This is a genomic window from Brevundimonas bacteroides DSM 4726, from assembly GCF_000701445.1.
Taxonomy (GTDB): Bacteria; Pseudomonadota; Alphaproteobacteria; order Caulobacterales; family Caulobacteraceae; genus Brevundimonas; species Brevundimonas bacteroides.
In genome coordinates this window covers 269382-285583 of record NZ_JNIX01000009.1, presented here as the reverse complement: position 1 = coordinate 285583, position 16202 = coordinate 269382, and the positions used below count along the sequence as shown (strand labels likewise).

The window sequence follows — 16202 nt, the reverse complement described above, 5'->3', positions numbered from 1 at the left end:
CAGATGATCCTGAAATCGCGACAGGCTCAAGACACGACCTTCCGTTGGTCGTGCGGCGGCGCTAATCACGGCGGATGACCGACACTCTGACCAATCCGAAGCTGATCCAGGGGCGCACCGGACCCTGGGAGATCGTCATGGGCCTGGAGATCCACGCCCAGGTGGCGTCGAAGGCCAAGCTGTTCTCCGGCGCGGCCGTGGGCTTCGGCGCGGGGCCGAACGAGCAGGTGTCGCTGGTCGATGCGGGCTTTCCCGGCATGCTGCCGACGCTGAACCGTTACTGCGTCGAGCAGGCGGTCAAGACGGGGCTGGGCCTGAAGGCGAAGATCAACAATCGCAGCCAGTTCGACCGGAAGAACTATTTCTATCCCGACCTGCCGACCGGCTATCAGATCAGCCAGCTCTATTTCCCCATCGTCGGCGAGGGCGTGGTCGAGGTCGAGGCCGAGGACGGCAGCTTCTTCAACGTCGGCATCGAGCGGCTGCACCTCGAGCAGGACGCGGGCAAGCTGATCCACGACCTGTCGCCGACCGAGAGCTACGTCGACCTGAACCGTGCGGGCACGGCCCTGATGGAGATCGTCTCCAAGCCGGATCTGCGCAGCCCTGAGGAGGCCGTCGCCTACGTCAAGAAGATCCGGACCATCCTGATCTATCTGGGCACCTGCGACGGCGACATGGAGAAGGGCAATCTGCGCGCCGACGTGAACGTGTCGGTGCGGCGGCCCGGCGAACCGTTCGGAACGCGCTGCGAGATCAAGAACGTCAACAGCTTCCGCTTCATTTCTCAGGCGATCCAGTATGAGGCGCGCCGCCAGATCGAGATCCTGGAGGACGGGGGCTCGATCATTCAGGAAACCCGGCTGTTCGATCCGGTGAAGGGCGAGACGCGGTCGATGCGGTCCAAGGAGGAGGCGAACGACTATCGCTACTTCCCCGACCCCGACCTGCTGCCGCTGGAGCTGGAGCAGGCGTGGATCGACGAGATCAAGGCCAGTCTGCCCGAGCTGCCCGACGAGAAGCGTCGGCGGCTGATGGAGCAGTACGGTCTGTCGCAGTACGACGCGGTCGTCCTGATCTCCGAACAGGCCAAGGCGGACTACTTCGAGGCGGCGGCCAAGGGGCGCGACGCCAAGCTGGTGGCGAACTGGGTGACGAACGAGCTGTCGGCGCGGCTGGCGGCGGACGGCAAGGACTTTTCGGAGAGCCCGGTGCCGGCGGCGCACATCGCCGAGCTTGTGGCGCTGATCGAAGACGGGACGATCTCGTCCAAGATCGCCAAGGAGGTCTTCGACCACGTCTGGAACGGCGAGGGCTCACCCGCCGAGGTGGTCGAAAAGCATGGCTTGAAGCAGGTCACCGACACCGGCGCGATCGAAAAGGCCGTCGACGAGATCATCGCCGCCAATCCGGACAAGGCCGCTGCCGTCGCCGAGAAGCCCCAGGCGATCGGCTGGTTCGTCGGTCAGGTCATGAAGGCAACCGGCGGCAAGGCGAACCCCGCCGCCGTCAATGACATCCTGAAGGCCAAGCTGGGGCTCTAGGTCCGGCTCGGGTCGAGGTTCGTCCGGTCGCGGTCGACCGGCTCGAAGCTGGGCGGCTGGGGCATCTGGGCGGTCTGGGTCGTCGGCGGCAGGGCGTCGGCGTGCTGATACTCGCTGTCCACCTCAGTGATGCCGGCGATGGCCTCGCCAGGCCGGGCCTCGACGGCGGCGGCGTCGCCGGCCTGGACCTCGGTCGGGGAGGGGACGACAATCTCGCGGCGGCCGTGGGGGCCGTCGAGCGCGACCTTGAAGAAGCGCATGCTCATGTGCCGGTTCCGAAGCCGTCGGGGCCGCCGGCGCCGGCCGCGCCTTCGCCGCCCGTCGCCGGCTTGGCGGGCGCTTCGCCCATGCGCGGATCGGGATCGCGAGGCTTGGGCGTTTCGGCTTGGTCGTTCGGGTTCTGCTTGACTTGGTCGGGTCGGGGGTCGGTCATTGCGGTCTCCTCTGGGGTCTACAACCGGGGGCGACGCATGGGGTTCCGGTACTGAGGATACGATAAGGCCCGCCCGGATCGCTCCGGACGGGCCCATCATTGGCTTGGACGCCGCGCTTAGTCGTTCAGCAGCGAGATGATCACGCCGGTGGCGATGGCCGCGAGTACGATGTCGCCCGTGTCCGTGCGGTAGTACCCGTAGCCGCGCGGCGGCGGAGCGTAGCCGTAGCGGTTGTAGTCCCGCACGTACCAGCGGCTGCGATAGTCGTAGGGAATGGTCGCACCGCGATACCAGCGGTTCCGGTGGTAGCCATAGGCGTTGCCGTAAGGCGGGCCGTCGCGGTAGCCGTAGCGGCGATCATCGCGGTACTGGTCGCGCTGGCCGCGACGCCAGTCGTTGTAGCGTTCACGCTCCGTGTAGCGCCCGCCGTCGTAGCGGTTGCGATCCGAACGCCGCTCCCACCGCTCGTAGCGGCCGTCGCGATCGTGGTCGCCCCGCCACTGCTGGGCCGACGCCGCCATCGGAGCCGCCACGGTGGCCAAGGTGGCCAGGGCGCCAATGATCAGGGTCCTGGTCTTCATGTTCGTTCTCCATACACACCCGCGAGTGACGTGGGCCGCGCGCGGGGAAAGCCCGACTGCCGTGCATGGTCGTTGGCGGCGGATGAACCCACGCTGAACAGGCCCTGCAAGATGCAGGCTTGTCCTGGGCCACTTCGACCACCAGTCTGACGATCAATGTTCGTCGAAGGGACGCCTTCATGCTGGCGCTAATCTTGACCTCTCTGCTCTTCGCCGGGACGATCTCGTCTCCCGCTCTGATCAGCCAGAGCAATGAGGACCTCATCGCCTGTGCTGGGGACGGGGGGGCGACACCCAGCGATATCGTGCGGGGCTGCACCAATATTCACAACACCACCGGCAACCGGCATCCCCAGTTGTTCGCCGCGCGCGGCCTGGCCTATATCCAGTTGGGTGACTGGCAGCGGGCGCTCGCGGACCTCGATCTCGCCGCTCAGGGACATGACCAGTATCGCTATCCCACCCGCGAAATGATCGCCGACGCCCGAGCCCTCGCGCGCCGACAACTCGGAATGGACGACGACGGAGCCGGGGCGGCCGCCGCAGGCCAATGCAGAATGACCCCCGATCAGACGATGGCGGCCTTCGAGGCTGATTTCGGCGTTTTCGTCACGCAGTATCCCATGCCCTCGCGTCTCGCGGACGGATCGGCTCCCGGTCCGCGCGCGACCTACCAGTACAGCTATTTTCTCGGTACCGAGGGCCTGCGGCTCATCCAGCCCTACCTCGGCTGCCTGGGACCCCACGAGCAACCCAACGTACATGCTTTGACGGTTACGGCGCAGCGCGGCCTTGAAGGTTGCGAGCAGCTGTCCACCGTCCAGGGATCGTGCACGCCGTCCTATCCCTTCTGAACTGGCAGGCACGACGGGCCCTTGGGCGCGGGATGACAAGCTTTCGAATCCGGAGTTCTTGCATCCGCGTCCACTTCGCGGTCGATTGTCGCCTGCGCCGGGCTGTTTCCGGCGTGCGCGGCATGGCCGCGCGAGGCCAGCAGGCGGGGTTCTGATGTCGGTTTTTCGTCTAGGTCTAGCGGTCGCGAGCGCGGCCCTGGTGGCGGTCTCGGCGCCGGTTTTGGCGCAGACGCCGGGAGACGCGGCGGTCTATCAGCAGCCGCCCCAGCCCATCGCCGACATCCTGGACGCCGAGCCGACGCCGCTGGCGAGCCTGGGGCCGGACAGGCAGCGGCTGGCGCTGTTCGGCCGAGCCAATCTGCCGCCGATCTCCGAGCTGGCGGAGCCGTCGCTGAGGCTGGCGGGGTATCGGATCAATCCTCGGAACAACGGGCCGGCGAACGGGCGGGTCGCGTGGCTGACCTCCATCACCTTCAAGGACGTGGCGAGCGGGGCGGAAGTCGCCGCCGCCCTGCCGGCGGGATCGCGCTTCATTTCCCCGACCTGGTCGCCGGACGGGGGCAAGGTGGCGATCCTGAAGGACGCCGCCGACGGGCTCGAGCTGTGGGTCGTGGATGCGCGGACGGGCGCGGCCTCAGTCCTGACCGGGGCCGTGGTCAATGCGGCGGCGGGCGCCGGCGTGGAGTGGGCGCCGGACAGCCGCTCGATCCTGTTCCGTGCGGTCCCGGCCGGGCGCAGCGCGGCACCGGCGCCGAAAGCGGCGCCGACCGGGCCGATCGTGGAGCAGACCGGCGGATCGGCGCGGCCGGTGCGGACCTATCAGGACCTGCTGGGTAGCCCGGCCGATGAGCGGCTGTTCGACCACTACTTCACCGCCCAGCCGACGCTGGCGAGCCTGGACGGGCGGCTGACGCCGGTCGGCGAGCCGGGGATCGTGCTCGGGGCGTCGATCTCGCCGGACGGGCGCTACATCCTGCAGACGCGCGTCAAGCGGCCCTACAGCTACGCCACGCCGGCGGGCCTGTTCCCGACGGACATCGTGGTCACGGACCTGACGGGGCGAGTGGTGCACCGGGTCGCGGACCTGCCGCTGCGCGACAACATCCCGCCGCCGTTCGACGCGGTGGCGACCGGGCCGCGCTCGGTCAGCTGGCGGGCCGATGCGCCCGCGACGCTCGTCTGGGCCGAGGCGCAGGACGGGGGCGATCCGCGCGGCCAGGCCGAAGTGCGCGACCGGGTCTTCATGCAGGCCGCGCCGTTCAGTGCGGCGCCGATGCGGCTGATCGACCTGCCGGAACGCTATGCCGGTGTCAGCTGGGGCCGGGACGACACGGCCATCGTCTACAGCCGCTGGTTCAATACCCGGCACGAGACCCGTTTCCTGGTCGATCCGTCCAATCCGGGCGAAGGCCGGGTGATCGTCGAGCGGAACTATCAGGACCGCTACAACGACCCGGGCACGCCGCTGACCGAGCCCAACGCGGCGGGGCGGCCGGTCATGACCTTCGCGGGCGAGGGACGGACCATCCTGATGGACGGCTCCGGCGCGACGCGGCAGGGGGAGTATCCCTTCCTGGCGCGGATGAACCTGGACACCGGCGAGCGGACCGAGCTGTGGCGCTCGGCCCCCGGGAGCTATGAGACCATCGTTGGCCTGCTGGACGACGACGGTCGCCGGTTCGTGTCGCGGCGTGAAACCCAGGTGGCCCCGCCCAATATGGTCATCCGCGATCTGGACGCGGCCGAGCCCCAGTCGCTGACGACCTTCCCCGATCCGGCGCCGCAGCTGGCCGGGGTGACGCGTCAGACCATCACCTACAGCCGCGCCGACGGGGTGCAGCTGTCGGGCACGCTGTATCTGCCCGCCGGATACGACGCGGCGCGCGATGGGCCGCTGCCGCTGGTGATGTGGGCCTATCCGGCGGAGTTCACCGACGCGGCCGTAGCCGGACAGGTGGTCGACACCGACAACCGCTTCGTGCGGCCGGGCGGGTCCAGCCATCTGTTCCTGCTGACTCAGGGCTATGCCGTGCTGGACGATCCCTCCATGCCCATCGTCGGCGTGGACGGGGCCGAGCCCAACGACACCTACATCGAACAGTTGTCGGCCAGCGCCCAGGCGGCGGTCGATGCGGTCGTCGGCATGGGCGTGGCCGACCGGAACCGAATCGCCGTGGGCGGCCACAGCTACGGCGCCTTCATGACGGCGAATCTGCTGGCCCACACCGACCTGTTCCGGGCCGGGATCGCGCGGTCGGGCGCCTATAACCGGACGCTGACGCCGTTCGGCTTCCAGGCCGAGCAGCGGACCTATTGGGAGGCGACCGACACCTATGCGGAGATGTCGCCCTTCACCTATGCCAACCGGATCAACGAGCCGATCCTGCTGATCCATGGCGAGGCCGACGACAACTCCGGCACCTTCCCGGTCCAGTCCGAGCGGTTCTACGCGGCGCTGAAGGGGACAGGGGCGACGGCGCGTTACGTGGTGCTGCCGCATGAGGCGCACGGGTATCGGGCGCGGGAATCCGTCGGCCACACCCTGTGGGAGATGGTCGACTGGCTGGATCGCCATGTGAAGACCGCTCCGGCCGCCGGCCAGCCGTGAGGCGGGCCGCCGCGCTGGGCCTGATCGCGGCGGGGTGATGGCGGCCAGGGCGCTTCGCTCAGGCCGTCGCGCCGGCCCTGGGCGGAGCGCCGCTGTTCCCCGCGATGCCCTTCCGGGCCAGGAACAGCATGATCGCGGCAACGGTCGCCCCCAGCCCCAGAATGGTGGACACGGTCGGCAGGGTCCACCCCGCTTGGAACAGGAAACCGGCGATGACGGGGGCCAGAGCCGCTCCTCCGCGTCCGACGCCGATGATGAAGCCTGTTGCGGTCGCCCGTAGCTCGGTCGGGAAGGACTGGGCCACGATGGCGTAGAGGCCGACGATCGGGGCGTTGGTGAAGAAGCCCGCCACGGCCGCAGCGATGGAGATCTCGTCCAGCGTCTCCCAGCCTTGGCCAAAGCCGATGACGGCGACCGTCGACAGCAGCATGGCTCCGATCGTCAGGCCGGTGACCCGCGCCTTCAGCGTCATCAGGCCCAGGGTCAGGGCCCCGAGCGCGCCGCCGATGCTGGCCCAGACCAGCACCCCTGCGGCAGTGGGAGGCGGGAAGCCCATGTCCACCACGATCTTCGGGATCCACTTGATGATGTAGTAGAAGGTGATGATGTGGGCGAAGTAGGACGCCGCCAGCAGCAGGGCGAGCGCCGCGAAGTTCGGTGAAAACAGCAACGCCATGCCCGCCTTGGGCTTGATCGCGGGCGCGTCGGGCAGGGCCTCGATGGCGGCGTGGCCCATGCGCTTCAGGGTCTTGTTGATGCGCTCCAGCGCGCCGGGTCCGCGCTTGTGCATCTCGAAGGCGATGGACTCAGGGGCCAGCCAAAGGACCAGTGGAATGAAGCAGGCCGTGGCTACACCGCCCAGGATGAAGACCGCGGGCCAGTCGTAGACCTTCAGCAGTTCGCCCGACACCAGGCCGCCCAGGACCGAGCCAAACGGCAGGCCCGCCGACATCAGGACGACGCAGAGGGCGCGACGCTTGGCGTTGGCGGCCTCGGCCACCGCGGCGTTGATCGAGGCCAGCATGCCGCCGATGCCCAGGCCCGTGATGACGCGGTAAATGCAGAGCGTGGTGATGTCGGTGGCGGTGGCTGCGGCGAACATGCCGCCCGACATGACGACCAAACAGCCGAGGATGGTCTTTCGCCGCCCGATGGCGTCGGCGACATTGCCGAGCAGCAGCGACCCGAACGCCATGCCGACCAGTTCCATCGACAGGACGATGCCCAGCGCCGCCCGGTCGATGCCCCAGTCCGCCGCGATGCCGGGCGAGGCATAGCTGATCGACAGGACGTCGAAGCCGTCCAGCGCGTTCAACCCGATCATCAGGAGGACCACGGTCCACTGGAATCGCGACATGCGCGCCTGATCGACGAGGGCCCTGGGGTCCGTCACCATTGAGTCGTCTCCCTGCGCGGCCTCTGACGGGCCGTCTGTTGAATGCTTAGCAGAACTGGGGGCGTCGTCATGCCGCCTGCCGTCGCAGGCCGGCGCGGGCGGCGCTGGCGGTGTTGGACAGAAGGCAGGCGATGGTCATGGGGCCGACGCCGCCCGGCACGGGCGTCAGCCAGGCCGCGTGTCCCGCCTCGTCCGCCGCCACATCGCCGACCAGCCGGGACTTGCCGTTCGCGTCCGTGATCCGGTTGATGCCGACGTCGATGACCACGGCGCCCGGCTTGATCCAGTCGCCCCGCACCAGGCCGGGGCTGCCGGCCGCGACCACCAGGATGTCGGCGCGGCGCGCGATCTCGGGCAGGCCCCTGGTCAGGATGTGGGTCACGGTGACGGTGCACTCGCGGTCGAGCAGCAGGAGCGCCACCGGCTTGCCGACGATGTTGGACTTGCCGATCACCACCGCGTTCAGGCCCCGGAAGTCGGAGATGATCTGATCCAGCAGCATCATGCAGCCCAGCGGCGTGCAGGGGATCAGGCCCCCGCCGATCGACAGGCGGCCCACGTTGACGGGATGAAAGCCGTCCACGTCCTTTCGCGGATCGATGGCGTCGAGGACGGCGGCGGCATCGATCTGGGCCGGCAGCGGCAGCTGGACCAGGATGCCGTGGACTTCGGGGTCACGGTTCACGGCGTCGACCAGCCTAAGCAGGGTGTCCTGATCCGTGCTGGCGGGCAGGCGGTGCTCGATGGAGCGCATGCCGACCCGGCGCGTCTCGGCGACCTTGCGGCGGACATACACCTGGCTGGCGGGATCTTCGCCGACCAGAACGACGGCGAGACCCGGCGTGACGCCCCAGGCAGCCAGATCGGCGACGTCGGCCGCAACCCGGGCGGTCAGGTCGGCGGCGACCGCGCGCCCGTCGAGGATGGGCGCGGCGCGGGCCATCAGTCGCTGAAGACCACGGTCTTGGAGCCGTTCAACAGCACCCGATCCTGCAGGTGGTAAGCGACCGCCTTGGCCAGCACGCGCCGTTCGATGTCGCGGCCCTTTCGGACGAGGTCGTCGGGTCGGTCGGCGTGGGTGATGGTCTCCACGTCCTGGGCGATGATCGGGCCTTCATCCAGGTCGGCGGTGACGTAGTGGGCCGTCGCGCCGATCATCTTCACGCCGCGCTTGTGCGCCTGGTGATAGGGCTTGGCCCCCTTGAAGCCCGGCAGGAAGCTGTGGTGGATGTTGATGCAGCGGCCGGACAGATATCCCGCCATATCGTCGGAAAGCACCTGCATGTAGCGGGCGAGCACGACCAGCTCGGCGCCGGTCTCCTCGACGATGCGCTTGATGGCGGCTTCCTGGTGGGGCTTGGTGTCGGGCGTGATCGGCAGGTGATGGAAGGGGATGTCGCCGATGAGCGAGATCTTCAGCACCTCGCGCGGATGGTTCGACACGATGCCGACCACCTGCATCGGCAGCTCGCCGGTGCGCTCGCGGTAGAGCAGGTCGCCGAGGCAGTGGTCGAACTTGGACACCAGCATCAGCACGCGCCGCTTCTCGGCGGTGTTGCGCAGCGTCCAGGTCATGGCGTGGGCCGAGGCGATCGGGGCGAAGGCCTGGCGCAGCGTCTCGACACCCTCGGCGTCGGCCGCCAGTTCAAACAGCACCCGCATGAAGAACCGACCGGCGTCACGGTCGTCGAACTGGCCCGCTTCCAGGATGTTGGCGCCGTGCTCGAACAGGAAGCCGGCGACCTTGGCGACGAGACCCGGCTGGTCGTCGCAGGACAGGGTCAGGACGCAGATGTCGGACATGCGGGGCGCGGTCTCCGAAAAGGGGTCAGGCGGCGTGGGCGGCGCGGAAGTCGCTGACCCACTGGGCGGTCTTGGCGATACCGCCGAAGGGATAGAAGTGCAGGCTGAGCGGGCCGTGGCGCTCCAGGTCCAGTTGTCCTGCCAGGTCGTGGACCAGGCGGTCGGGACCAGCCGAGCCGATCAGGTTGGTGATCGACAGGCCATAGCGGCTCATGACCTTGGCGGAGGCGCCGACGCCGCAGCGGGCGGCGAAGCGCATCAGGGTCTTGATCCCCGCCGGACCTGGCACGCCGATGCGGATTAGGGCGTCGACGCCGTGGCCGCGAACCTTGCCGACCCAGTCGACGATGGGGTCGGGATCGAAGCCGAACTGGGTCAGGATCGTCATGGAGATGTCGAGCTCAGCCAGCGCTTCGCGCTTGTCGAACATGGCGCCCCAGAGCGCTGGCTCGCCGATGTCGGGATGCCCCTCGGGATAGCCGGAGACGCCGACGCTCTCCAGCCCCAGATCGGCCAGCATGCCGGACCGAATCAGCGACAGGGCGTCGAAGTAGGGGCCCATCGGCTCGGGCGGATCGCCGGCGACGACGAACAGACGACGGATCGCGGCCTGGTCGGCGAGCTGTTCGAGGAAGGTGCGGAGCTCAGTCTCCGACGCGATGCGCCGCGCCGAGAGGTGAGGGGCGGGGTCGAAACCGAGTGCCCGCACGCGGACAGCCGCGTGCAGACGCTGTTCAAAGGTCTCGCCGGGCAGGAAGGCGATGGCGATGCGCGTGCCCGGCGGAATGACGCCGGCGGCTTCCTCGAGCGCCGGGACGTCCTTGGCCGTCATCTCCAGCGAGAAATGCTTCAGCAGCGCGCCGAGGCGCGGGGCGGTGATGGTGTCTGGTCGCGTGACGTCCAGCATGGGGCCTCCCGTCGGTCGTCCTGCGACGACCCCTGCGACAGCCTCTAGCGGGCGTCTTTTTATTCGTATAGATGAAGAGTTCAGGTATGTGAAGCAAAAGAGCGATAGGAGGGGACATGTCTGGATCGTCGGCCGCGCCGCTTCTGCTCCTGCCCGGTCTGCTGTGCGATGCGCGGGTCTGGCCGACCGAAATCCTGTCTTTGTCCCTGCCCGTCATCGCTCCGATGGGTTACGGCGACGCCGATACCCTGACCGACATGGCCGAGCGGGCGCTTCAAGGCGCGCCGGAGCGGGTCTCGCTGCTGGGCCATTCCATGGGCGCGCGGGTGGCGCTGGAGATCGTGCGGCGTCATCCCCATCGCGTGGAGCGGCTGGGCCTGGTGTCGACCGGGGTGCATCTGACCCGGCCGGGCGAGGCGAACGCGCGTCACGCCCTGCTGGACATCGGTCTGGCCGAGGGCGCGGAGGCCCTGGTCGATCGGTGGCTGCCGCCGATGGTGGCCCCGGACCGTCGCGCCGACGAGGCGCTGATCCGGCCGCTGCGGACCATGTGTATTCAGGCGGGCGTGGAAACCTTCGCGCATCAGATCAAGGCCCTGCTGCATCGGCCCGAGGTCGAACGTCTGCTTCCGACCATCGGCTGTCCGACCCTCGTGCTGGTCGGCTCCGAGGATCAGTGGAGCCCGCCCGACCAGCACCGCGCCATCGCCGCGGCCATTCCCGGTGCGACCCTGAAGATCATCGAGGGCGCGGGCCACATGCTGCCCGCTGAAGCCCCCGCCGCCTTCGTCGCCGCCGTAGTCGACTGGCTGGCGGCAGACCCCGTTTCGCTTCCCGTTCGACACGTCGCCTGAACAAGAAACTCAAGGAGGAGACCCCATGACCCAGAGCCTGCAGGACGTCCTGAACGGCGTCAAAAACATCCCCGATTTCCTGAGGAATCAGCAGGCGGGTCCGAACGCCTATCCGGGCGTCCCGGCTGAATACAGCAACTGGCGCGACGAGCAGATCGCCTGGCAGCAGACCTGTGTCCTGTTCAACCAGAGCTACCACATGGTGGACCTGCTGGTGGAAGGCCCCGACGCCTTCGCCATGCTGAACAGCCTGGGCATCAACAGCTTCAAGGGTTTTGTGCCCGACCGCGCCAAGCAGTTCGTCCCGGTCAGCCACGACGGCTACGTCATCGGCGACGTCATCCTGTTTTATCTGGCCGAAAATACCTTCAACCTCGTGGGCCGTGCTCCGACCATCGAGTGGGTCGAGTACCACGCCGCGACCGGCGGCTGGGACGTGCGCGTCGCCCGCGACGAGCGCACCGCGGTCCGCCCCGACCCCCAGACCCGCAAGTCGTACCGGTACCAGATCCAGGGCCCGAACGCGATGAAGCTGATGGAGAAGGCGCTGGGTCACACGCCGCCGGAGCTGAAGTTCTTCCACATGACGACCCTGACCATCGCCGGTCGTCAGGTGCGGGCGCTGCGTCACGGCATGGCCGGCCAGCCGGGCTTCGAACTGTTCGGACCGTGGGAGGAGCGCGACGAGGTGCACGCCGCCCTGGTGGCCGCAGGCGCCGACTTCGGCCTGAAGCTGGTGGGTGGCCGGACCTATTCGTCCAACACGCTGGAGTCCGGCTGGATCCCGTCGCCGCTGCCGGCCGTCTACACCGGCGAGGCCATGCGGCCCTACCGCGAGTGGCTGCCGGCCACGAGCTATGAGGGCAAGGCGTCGCTGGGCGGCAGCTTCTACTCGGACAACATTGAGGACTACTATCTGACCCCGTGGGACCTCGGGTACGGCCCCTTCGTCAAGTTCGACCACGACTTCATCGGCAAGGAAGCGCTGGAGAAGAAGCAGGCCGGGCCGCACCGCCAGAAGGTCACCCTCGCGCTCGACAGCGAGGACCTGGTGCGGATCATGAGCTCCTACTTCCAGAAGGGCGACCGCGCGAAGTTCTTCGAGTTCCCGTCGGCGGTCTACACCATGCACCAGTTCGACCGGGTGCTGGGCGCGGGCGGCAAGGACGTCGGTCTGTCGACCTGGGTCGGCTACAGCGCCAACGAGGGCCGTGGCCTGACCCTGGCCATGCTGGACGCCGAGCACGCCAAGCCGGGTACCCAGGTCACCCTGCTGTGGGGCGAGGAGAACGGCGGGTCGAGGAAGCCCACGGTGGAGCGCCACGTCCAGGCCGAGATCCGCGCGACGGTCAGCCCCGTGCCCTATTCGGAAGTGGCGCGCGACGCCTACGCCGACAGCTGGCGCAACCGCAAGGTCGCCTGATGGAGACGGGCCGGCGGCTCAGGCCGCCGGCTTCCGCTCCGCCTCGTCGGGATGTTCCAAGAGGTCGACGGCGTGCTTCAGCGCCTCGATCGCCTGGGCCTCGAACGCGGGCGTGACGCGGGGCAGGGGGATGGCGAGGCTGATCGCGCCCGCCGCCCGGCCGCCCGCCATGACGACGCGCGCCATGCCCTGGATGCCCGGAGTGTGTTCGTCGCGCGTTCGGGCCCAGCCGTTCCTGCGGATGGTTTCGATTTCCTGACGTAGCTCGGCCTCGGCTGTCAGGGTGTGGCGGGTGAAGGCCTCGCGTTCCGAAGTGGCGAGATACTCCGCCAGTTCGTCTTCGGACCAGGTCGCCAGGATCGCCTTGCCGGCGGCGAATGCGTGCATGGGCGCGCGCCGGCCGACCTCCAGTGAATAACGCAGGGCCTGGGTGCCGATCTCGCTGACGGCGGCCTCGACCTCATGCCCCTTGGGCACGAAGAAGCCGACGGTCTCGTTCAGACGCAGGCGCAGCGAGCGGATGATCGGTCCGGCGCGCGCGATGACGTCGTCCGACGCCCGCTCCGGCTGAAGCCGCGACAGCCCCGGCCCCGGCCCGTAGCGGCGGCCCAACTTTTCCACGTAACCGCGCTCGGCCAGGGTCGTCAGGAGGTAGGACAGGCTGCTGACCGGAATCGCCAGGGCGGTGGCGATCTCGTGCGCCGCCAGTGGCCGAGCCTGCGCGACCAGAAGCTCGAGGATGTCGAGCGTCCGCATGGCGGATTTGACGGTCGATGTGGGCGCGGCGTCGGTCATGGCGTCAGGCTTCCCATGCGGCGTCGGCGGTGGACTGGCAAGGGGGAGGGGCGGTCATGGGTCAGGTCGAAGGCGGAAAGCTCAGCGCCCCCCTCCGTTCCGAGAACAGCCATCGGCCGTCCAGCCGCACGAAGCGATCGCGGTAGGATCCGACCAGAGGCGGGGCGTCCGGGCCAGTGAACAGCAGCATGGCGCTGGTGGCCGAGGCCGCGTCGGGACCTTCCACCGTCACGACGATGTTGGCGCAGACGTGCTGGGTCGTGCGGGGCGGCCGGGCCTTGAAGGCGGCCAGCAGGGCTTCACGGCCGACAATGGGTTGGTCCGGCGCGGTCGGCCGCGTCATCAGGCCGTCGGGCGCATAGAGATCGACGACCTCGTCCCAGCGCGCCTGATCGTTCAGCGTGGCGTAGAGATTGATCAGTCGGGCGCAGGCCCAGTCGATCTGGAAGCGTTCGGCGTCGGTCACGGGACCCCCGAAGCGATGCGGCCCGGGGCGGCGAACCACCCCGGGCCTTGGGCATCAGAAGCGATAGCCGATCGTGAACCCGTAGGTCCGCGGCGGCAGGTAGGTCACCCCGATCAGGCGGCCGGTCGAGACCGCGAAGGTCGAGGCGCGTACATCTTCATCGCCGATATTCTTGGCCCACAGCTGGGCCGAGACCGAGCCGTCGCCGCTCTCATAGACCACCGAGGCATCGACCATGGTGTAGGCCTCCGAGCTCTCGATGTCGCGCTCGAACTCCGAGAAGAAGGTCTGGCTCTTGTAGGAAACGTCGCCCATCAGGGTCAGCTGGCCGTCCATCGGCATAACGAACGGCAGGTCGACCTCGCCGTGCAGGCTCCAGGCCCACTCCGGCGTGTTGCGCACGCGGTTGCCGGCCAGCTGGAGATTGCCGCCGCCCGGCGCGCCGAAGGCCGTCGGGTCGGGGTTGGTCACGGGGTTATAGGGCGTGCCGCCGGCCACGTTGCGCGGATCGAGCGGATCGACGGTGATGTAGTCGTCGAACGAGGCATCGGTCCACGACAGACCGCCGGACAGGCGGACCGTATCGGTCGGGGCGGCGAAGAAGTCCGCCTCGAAGCCGTTGGCCGAGGTGCGCGCGGCGTTCTGGAAAATGGTCGTGAAGCCCGCCGGGCCGCCCGTGATGGTCTTGTTCAGCTGCAGGCCGTCCAGTTCATAGGAATAGGCGGCCATGTTCAGCGTCAGGCGGTTGTCCAGGAGTGTCGCCTTCACGCCGATCTCGTGGTTCGAGATTTCCTCGGGGTCCACGATGGTGCGTGATGCGTAGGCATTCTCGCCCGAGCCCGCTTTGAAGCCTTCCGAGTAGGTATAGTACAGCAGCAGGTCGGGATTGACCTCCCACTGGATGCCAACTTCGGGAGTGAAGTCCTCGAAGGTGCGCTCAGTCAGGGTCGCGCCGCGCGGCGTGTAGAGCGTCGGCAGGGCCTGGAGCGGAGCGGTCGGAGCATAGCGGATGATGTAGCCCGCGTTGTCGGTCGTCACCGTCTCGTGGCTGTAGCGGCCGCCGATCTTGATGCTGAAGCCAGCCAGCTGCTCGGACAGCATGCCCAGGTCGAACGTCGCCTGACCGAACAGGGCCGTCGCCTCGGTCTGGAGGTCCGAGCTGACGCAGACGCGCTTGGGCGTCTGGATCGCCGAGCCGCCTGTGGTGCCGCCCGGGCCGTAGCCGCAGAACTCATAGGCCGTGGCCAGCGGAACGTTGTCGCGCGCCAGGATGGCCGGGGTGCCGGGCAGGCCCGTCGCGCGGCCGAAGCCGACGTTGTCGATCGGGTTCTGCTGCTCCTCGAAGTAGTAGCCGCCGAGCACCAGGTTCACGAAGTCGGTGTCGTAGTTCATCTGCAGCTCGGTAGAGAACTGCTCGCTGTCGATGCGGCGCTCCTGAACCGTCGAGTTGAAGCCGTTGATCGTGAAGGCGCTCTGCACCGCAGAGAGGTCCAGGTCCTGGAACAGCGAGGTCTGGAAGCTGCGGAAGTTGGTGATGTTGGTGAAAGACAGGTTCTCGTTGACGTTCGCCCGGAACGTCGAGGTGAAGGCGTAGGATTCGGTGTCCGTGCCCGGCTGGATTTCGCTGGCCAGATCGCGCGGATCGGTGGCGTAGCCGCCCTGACCGAACGCCGGGAGACGGGCGATACCGGGGAAGCTGGCGCGCAGGTAGTGGATGGCGCCCGAGCTGTCGTCCTGGCGGAAGTACTCGCCCGACAGCAGCAGGCTGACGTCCGGGGTGAAGTCGAAGTTGATCTGGCCCCGGAACATCCGGCGATTCAGGTCATCGACGTCGGCGCCCGTGAAGGGGTTCTCGCCGAAGCCGTCGCGGCCCTCGGTCTTGCCGGCGATGCGGAACTGGATGGTGTCGGTGATCGGGCCGCCGATGGCGACCTCGGTGATCAATGCGTTGTAGTTGCCGATGGTCAGGCGGCCGTAGCCTTCGAACACGTCAGACGGCTTGGCGGTGATGACGTTGACCGAGCCGCCGACGGCGTTGCGTCCGTACAGCGTGCCCTGCGGGCCGCGCAGGACCTCGACGCGCTCGACGTCGAACAAGGAAGTCAGCTGGGCCTCGGCGCGGGCGACGTAGGCGCCGTCGACGTGCAGCGCCACGCCGGTCGAGGAACCGGTGGTCGAGGTGTTGGCCCCGACGCCGCGGATGAAGATCTTGGCCTGGTTGAAGTCGTTACCGAAGTTCACCGACGGCACGATGGTCTGAAGGTCCGCCAGATTGTTGACCTGGGCATTCTCCAGCCGCTCTTCGCCCAGCGCCGTCACGGCGATGGACACGTCCTGCAGCGACTGCTCGCGGCGGGATGCGGTGACGATGATGTCGTCGACGGTAGCGGCTTCCTGCTGCTGAGCAGGGACGCCAGTCTGGGCGTAGGCGCTGGTCGAGGCCAGCAGCGCGGCGAGCGCGCCGAATGCGATCTTCATGGTTTCCTCCCGGTGTTCGTTTTTCGTTGACGGTGGCTCAGCCTCTCCGGGCTGCTACT

General features: G+C 68.2%; 15 protein-coding genes. 5 read left to right on the top strand and 10 right to left on the bottom strand.

Annotation, left to right across the window (positions count from 1 at the left end; genetic code table 11):
* Nucleotides 1–74 precede the first annotated feature (74 nt).
* Nucleotides 75–1544 carry an Asp-tRNA(Asn)/Glu-tRNA(Gln) amidotransferase subunit GatB gene (gene gatB, locus Q333_RS0108775; RefSeq protein WP_029416375.1) on the top strand — a complete coding sequence of 490 codons (1470 nt, stop codon included), beginning with the start codon at nt 75–77 and terminating at the stop codon, nt 1542–1544.
* On the opposite strand, the gene Q333_RS0108770 is transcribed toward gatB, so the two are convergent.
* From Q333_RS0108770 to Q333_RS0108760, 3 genes are all read right to left on the bottom strand, one after another.
* Entirely contained in the window at nt 1541–1810 is a 270-nt protein-coding gene (locus tag Q333_RS0108770) for a hypothetical protein (protein ID WP_029416374.1), read from the bottom strand. The two genes, gatB and Q333_RS0108770, sit on opposite strands and share 4 nt — an antisense overlap.
* Entirely contained in the window at nt 1807–1977 is a 171-nt protein-coding gene (locus tag Q333_RS17765) for a hypothetical protein (RefSeq protein ID WP_169738145.1), read from the bottom strand. The genes Q333_RS0108770 and Q333_RS17765 overlap by 4 nt, the downstream gene beginning before the upstream one ends.
* A gap of 117 nt (nt 1978–2094) precedes the next feature.
* Nucleotides 2095–2559 (bottom strand): RcnB family protein, encoded by a 465-nt coding sequence (locus tag Q333_RS0108760; protein WP_029416373.1) that lies wholly within the window; start codon nt 2557–2559, stop codon nt 2095–2097.
* 179 nt (nt 2560–2738) lie between these two features.
* On the opposite strand from Q333_RS0108760, the gene Q333_RS0108755 reads away from it, so the two are divergent.
* Nucleotides 2739–3413, top strand: a complete 675-nt coding sequence (locus Q333_RS0108755; protein WP_029416372.1) for a tetratricopeptide repeat protein — start codon at nt 2739–2741, stop codon at nt 3411–3413.
* Nucleotides 3414–3567: 154 nt separating this feature from the next.
* Entirely contained in the window at nt 3568–6021 is a 2454-nt protein-coding gene (locus Q333_RS0108750) for a S9 family peptidase (RefSeq protein ID WP_029416371.1), read from the top strand.
* A 58-nt stretch (nt 6022–6079) separates the two neighbouring features.
* On the opposite strand, the gene Q333_RS0108745 is transcribed toward Q333_RS0108750, so the two are convergent.
* The 4 genes from Q333_RS0108745 to Q333_RS0108730 form a co-directional block, all read right to left on the bottom strand.
* On the bottom strand, nt 6080–7417 hold the full coding sequence (locus tag Q333_RS0108745; protein WP_051651204.1) for an MFS transporter: 1338 nt from the start codon (nt 7415–7417) through the stop codon (nt 6080–6082).
* Between the two features lie 67 nt (nt 7418–7484).
* The gene (locus Q333_RS0108740) at nt 7485–8360 is read right to left on the bottom strand and encodes a bifunctional 5,10-methylenetetrahydrofolate dehydrogenase/5,10-methenyltetrahydrofolate cyclohydrolase (RefSeq protein ID WP_029416369.1); all 876 of its coding nucleotides are present in this window, start codon (nt 8358–8360) and stop codon (nt 7485–7487) included.
* Entirely contained in the window at nt 8360–9220 is an 861-nt protein-coding gene (gene purU / locus Q333_RS0108735; protein WP_029416368.1) for a formyltetrahydrofolate deformylase, read from the bottom strand. The genes Q333_RS0108740 and purU overlap by 1 nt, the downstream gene beginning before the upstream one ends.
* Before the next feature lie 25 nt (nt 9221–9245).
* Entirely contained in the window at nt 9246–10127 is an 882-nt protein-coding gene (locus Q333_RS0108730; protein ID WP_029416367.1) for a methylenetetrahydrofolate reductase, read from the bottom strand.
* A gap of 116 nt (nt 10128–10243) precedes the next feature.
* Between Q333_RS0108730 and Q333_RS0108725 the strand changes: the two genes are divergently transcribed.
* Nucleotides 10244–10981 (top strand): alpha/beta fold hydrolase, encoded by a 738-nt coding sequence (locus tag Q333_RS0108725; protein ID WP_029416366.1) that lies wholly within the window; start codon nt 10244–10246, stop codon nt 10979–10981.
* 25 nt (nt 10982–11006) lie between these two features.
* Complete coding sequence (desA, locus tag Q333_RS0108720) at nt 11007–12404, top strand: syringate O-demethylase (RefSeq protein ID WP_029416365.1); 1398 nt, start codon at nt 11007–11009, stop codon at nt 12402–12404.
* 18 nt (nt 12405–12422) lie between these two features.
* Here the strand turns inward: desA and Q333_RS0108715 are convergent, their stop codons facing one another.
* From Q333_RS0108715 to Q333_RS0108705, 3 genes are all read right to left on the bottom strand, one after another.
* A complete protein-coding gene (locus Q333_RS0108715) occupies nt 12423–13199 on the bottom strand; it encodes an IclR family transcriptional regulator (protein ID WP_029416364.1) in 777 nt (258 codons plus the stop codon).
* Nucleotides 13200–13260: 61 nt separating this feature from the next.
* Nucleotides 13261–13665 carry a nuclear transport factor 2 family protein gene (locus Q333_RS0108710; protein WP_029416363.1) on the bottom strand — a complete coding sequence of 135 codons (405 nt, stop codon included), beginning with the start codon at nt 13663–13665 and terminating at the stop codon, nt 13261–13263.
* Nucleotides 13666–13719: 54 nt separating this feature from the next.
* Nucleotides 13720–16143 carry a TonB-dependent receptor gene (locus tag Q333_RS0108705; RefSeq protein ID WP_029416362.1) on the bottom strand — a complete coding sequence of 808 codons (2424 nt, stop codon included), beginning with the start codon at nt 16141–16143 and terminating at the stop codon, nt 13720–13722.
* Nucleotides 16144–16202: the final 59 nt, after the last annotated feature.

Coding starts and splice junctions, on each gene's coding strand:
- gatB (WP_029416375.1), top strand. CDS start 75: ATGACCGACACTCTGACCAATCCGAAGCTGATCCAGGGGCGCACCGGA.
- Q333_RS0108770 (WP_029416374.1), bottom strand. CDS start 1,810: ATGAGCATGCGCTTCTTCAAGGTCGCGCTCGACGGCCCCCACGGCCGC.
- Q333_RS17765 (WP_169738145.1), bottom strand. CDS start 1,977: ATGACCGACCCCCGACCCGACCAAGTCAAGCAGAACCCGAACGACCAA.
- Q333_RS0108760 (WP_029416373.1), bottom strand. CDS start 2,559: ATGAAGACCAGGACCCTGATCATTGGCGCCCTGGCCACCTTGGCCACC.
- Q333_RS0108755 (WP_029416372.1), top strand. CDS start 2,739: ATGCTGGCGCTAATCTTGACCTCTCTGCTCTTCGCCGGGACGATCTCG.
- Q333_RS0108750 (WP_029416371.1), top strand. CDS start 3,568: ATGTCGGTTTTTCGTCTAGGTCTAGCGGTCGCGAGCGCGGCCCTGGTG.
- Q333_RS0108745 (WP_051651204.1), bottom strand. CDS start 7,417: ATGGTGACGGACCCCAGGGCCCTCGTCGATCAGGCGCGCATGTCGCGA.
- Q333_RS0108740 (WP_029416369.1), bottom strand. CDS start 8,360: ATGGCCCGCGCCGCGCCCATCCTCGACGGGCGCGCGGTCGCCGCCGAC.
- purU (WP_029416368.1), bottom strand. CDS start 9,220: ATGTCCGACATCTGCGTCCTGACCCTGTCCTGCGACGACCAGCCGGGT.
- Q333_RS0108730 (WP_029416367.1), bottom strand. CDS start 10,127: ATGCTGGACGTCACGCGACCAGACACCATCACCGCCCCGCGCCTCGGC.
- Q333_RS0108725 (WP_029416366.1), top strand. CDS start 10,244: ATGTCTGGATCGTCGGCCGCGCCGCTTCTGCTCCTGCCCGGTCTGCTG.
- desA (WP_029416365.1), top strand. CDS start 11,007: ATGACCCAGAGCCTGCAGGACGTCCTGAACGGCGTCAAAAACATCCCC.
- Q333_RS0108715 (WP_029416364.1), bottom strand. CDS start 13,199: ATGACCGACGCCGCGCCCACATCGACCGTCAAATCCGCCATGCGGACG.
- Q333_RS0108705 (WP_029416362.1), bottom strand. CDS start 16,143: ATGAAGATCGCATTCGGCGCGCTCGCCGCGCTGCTGGCCTCGACCAGC.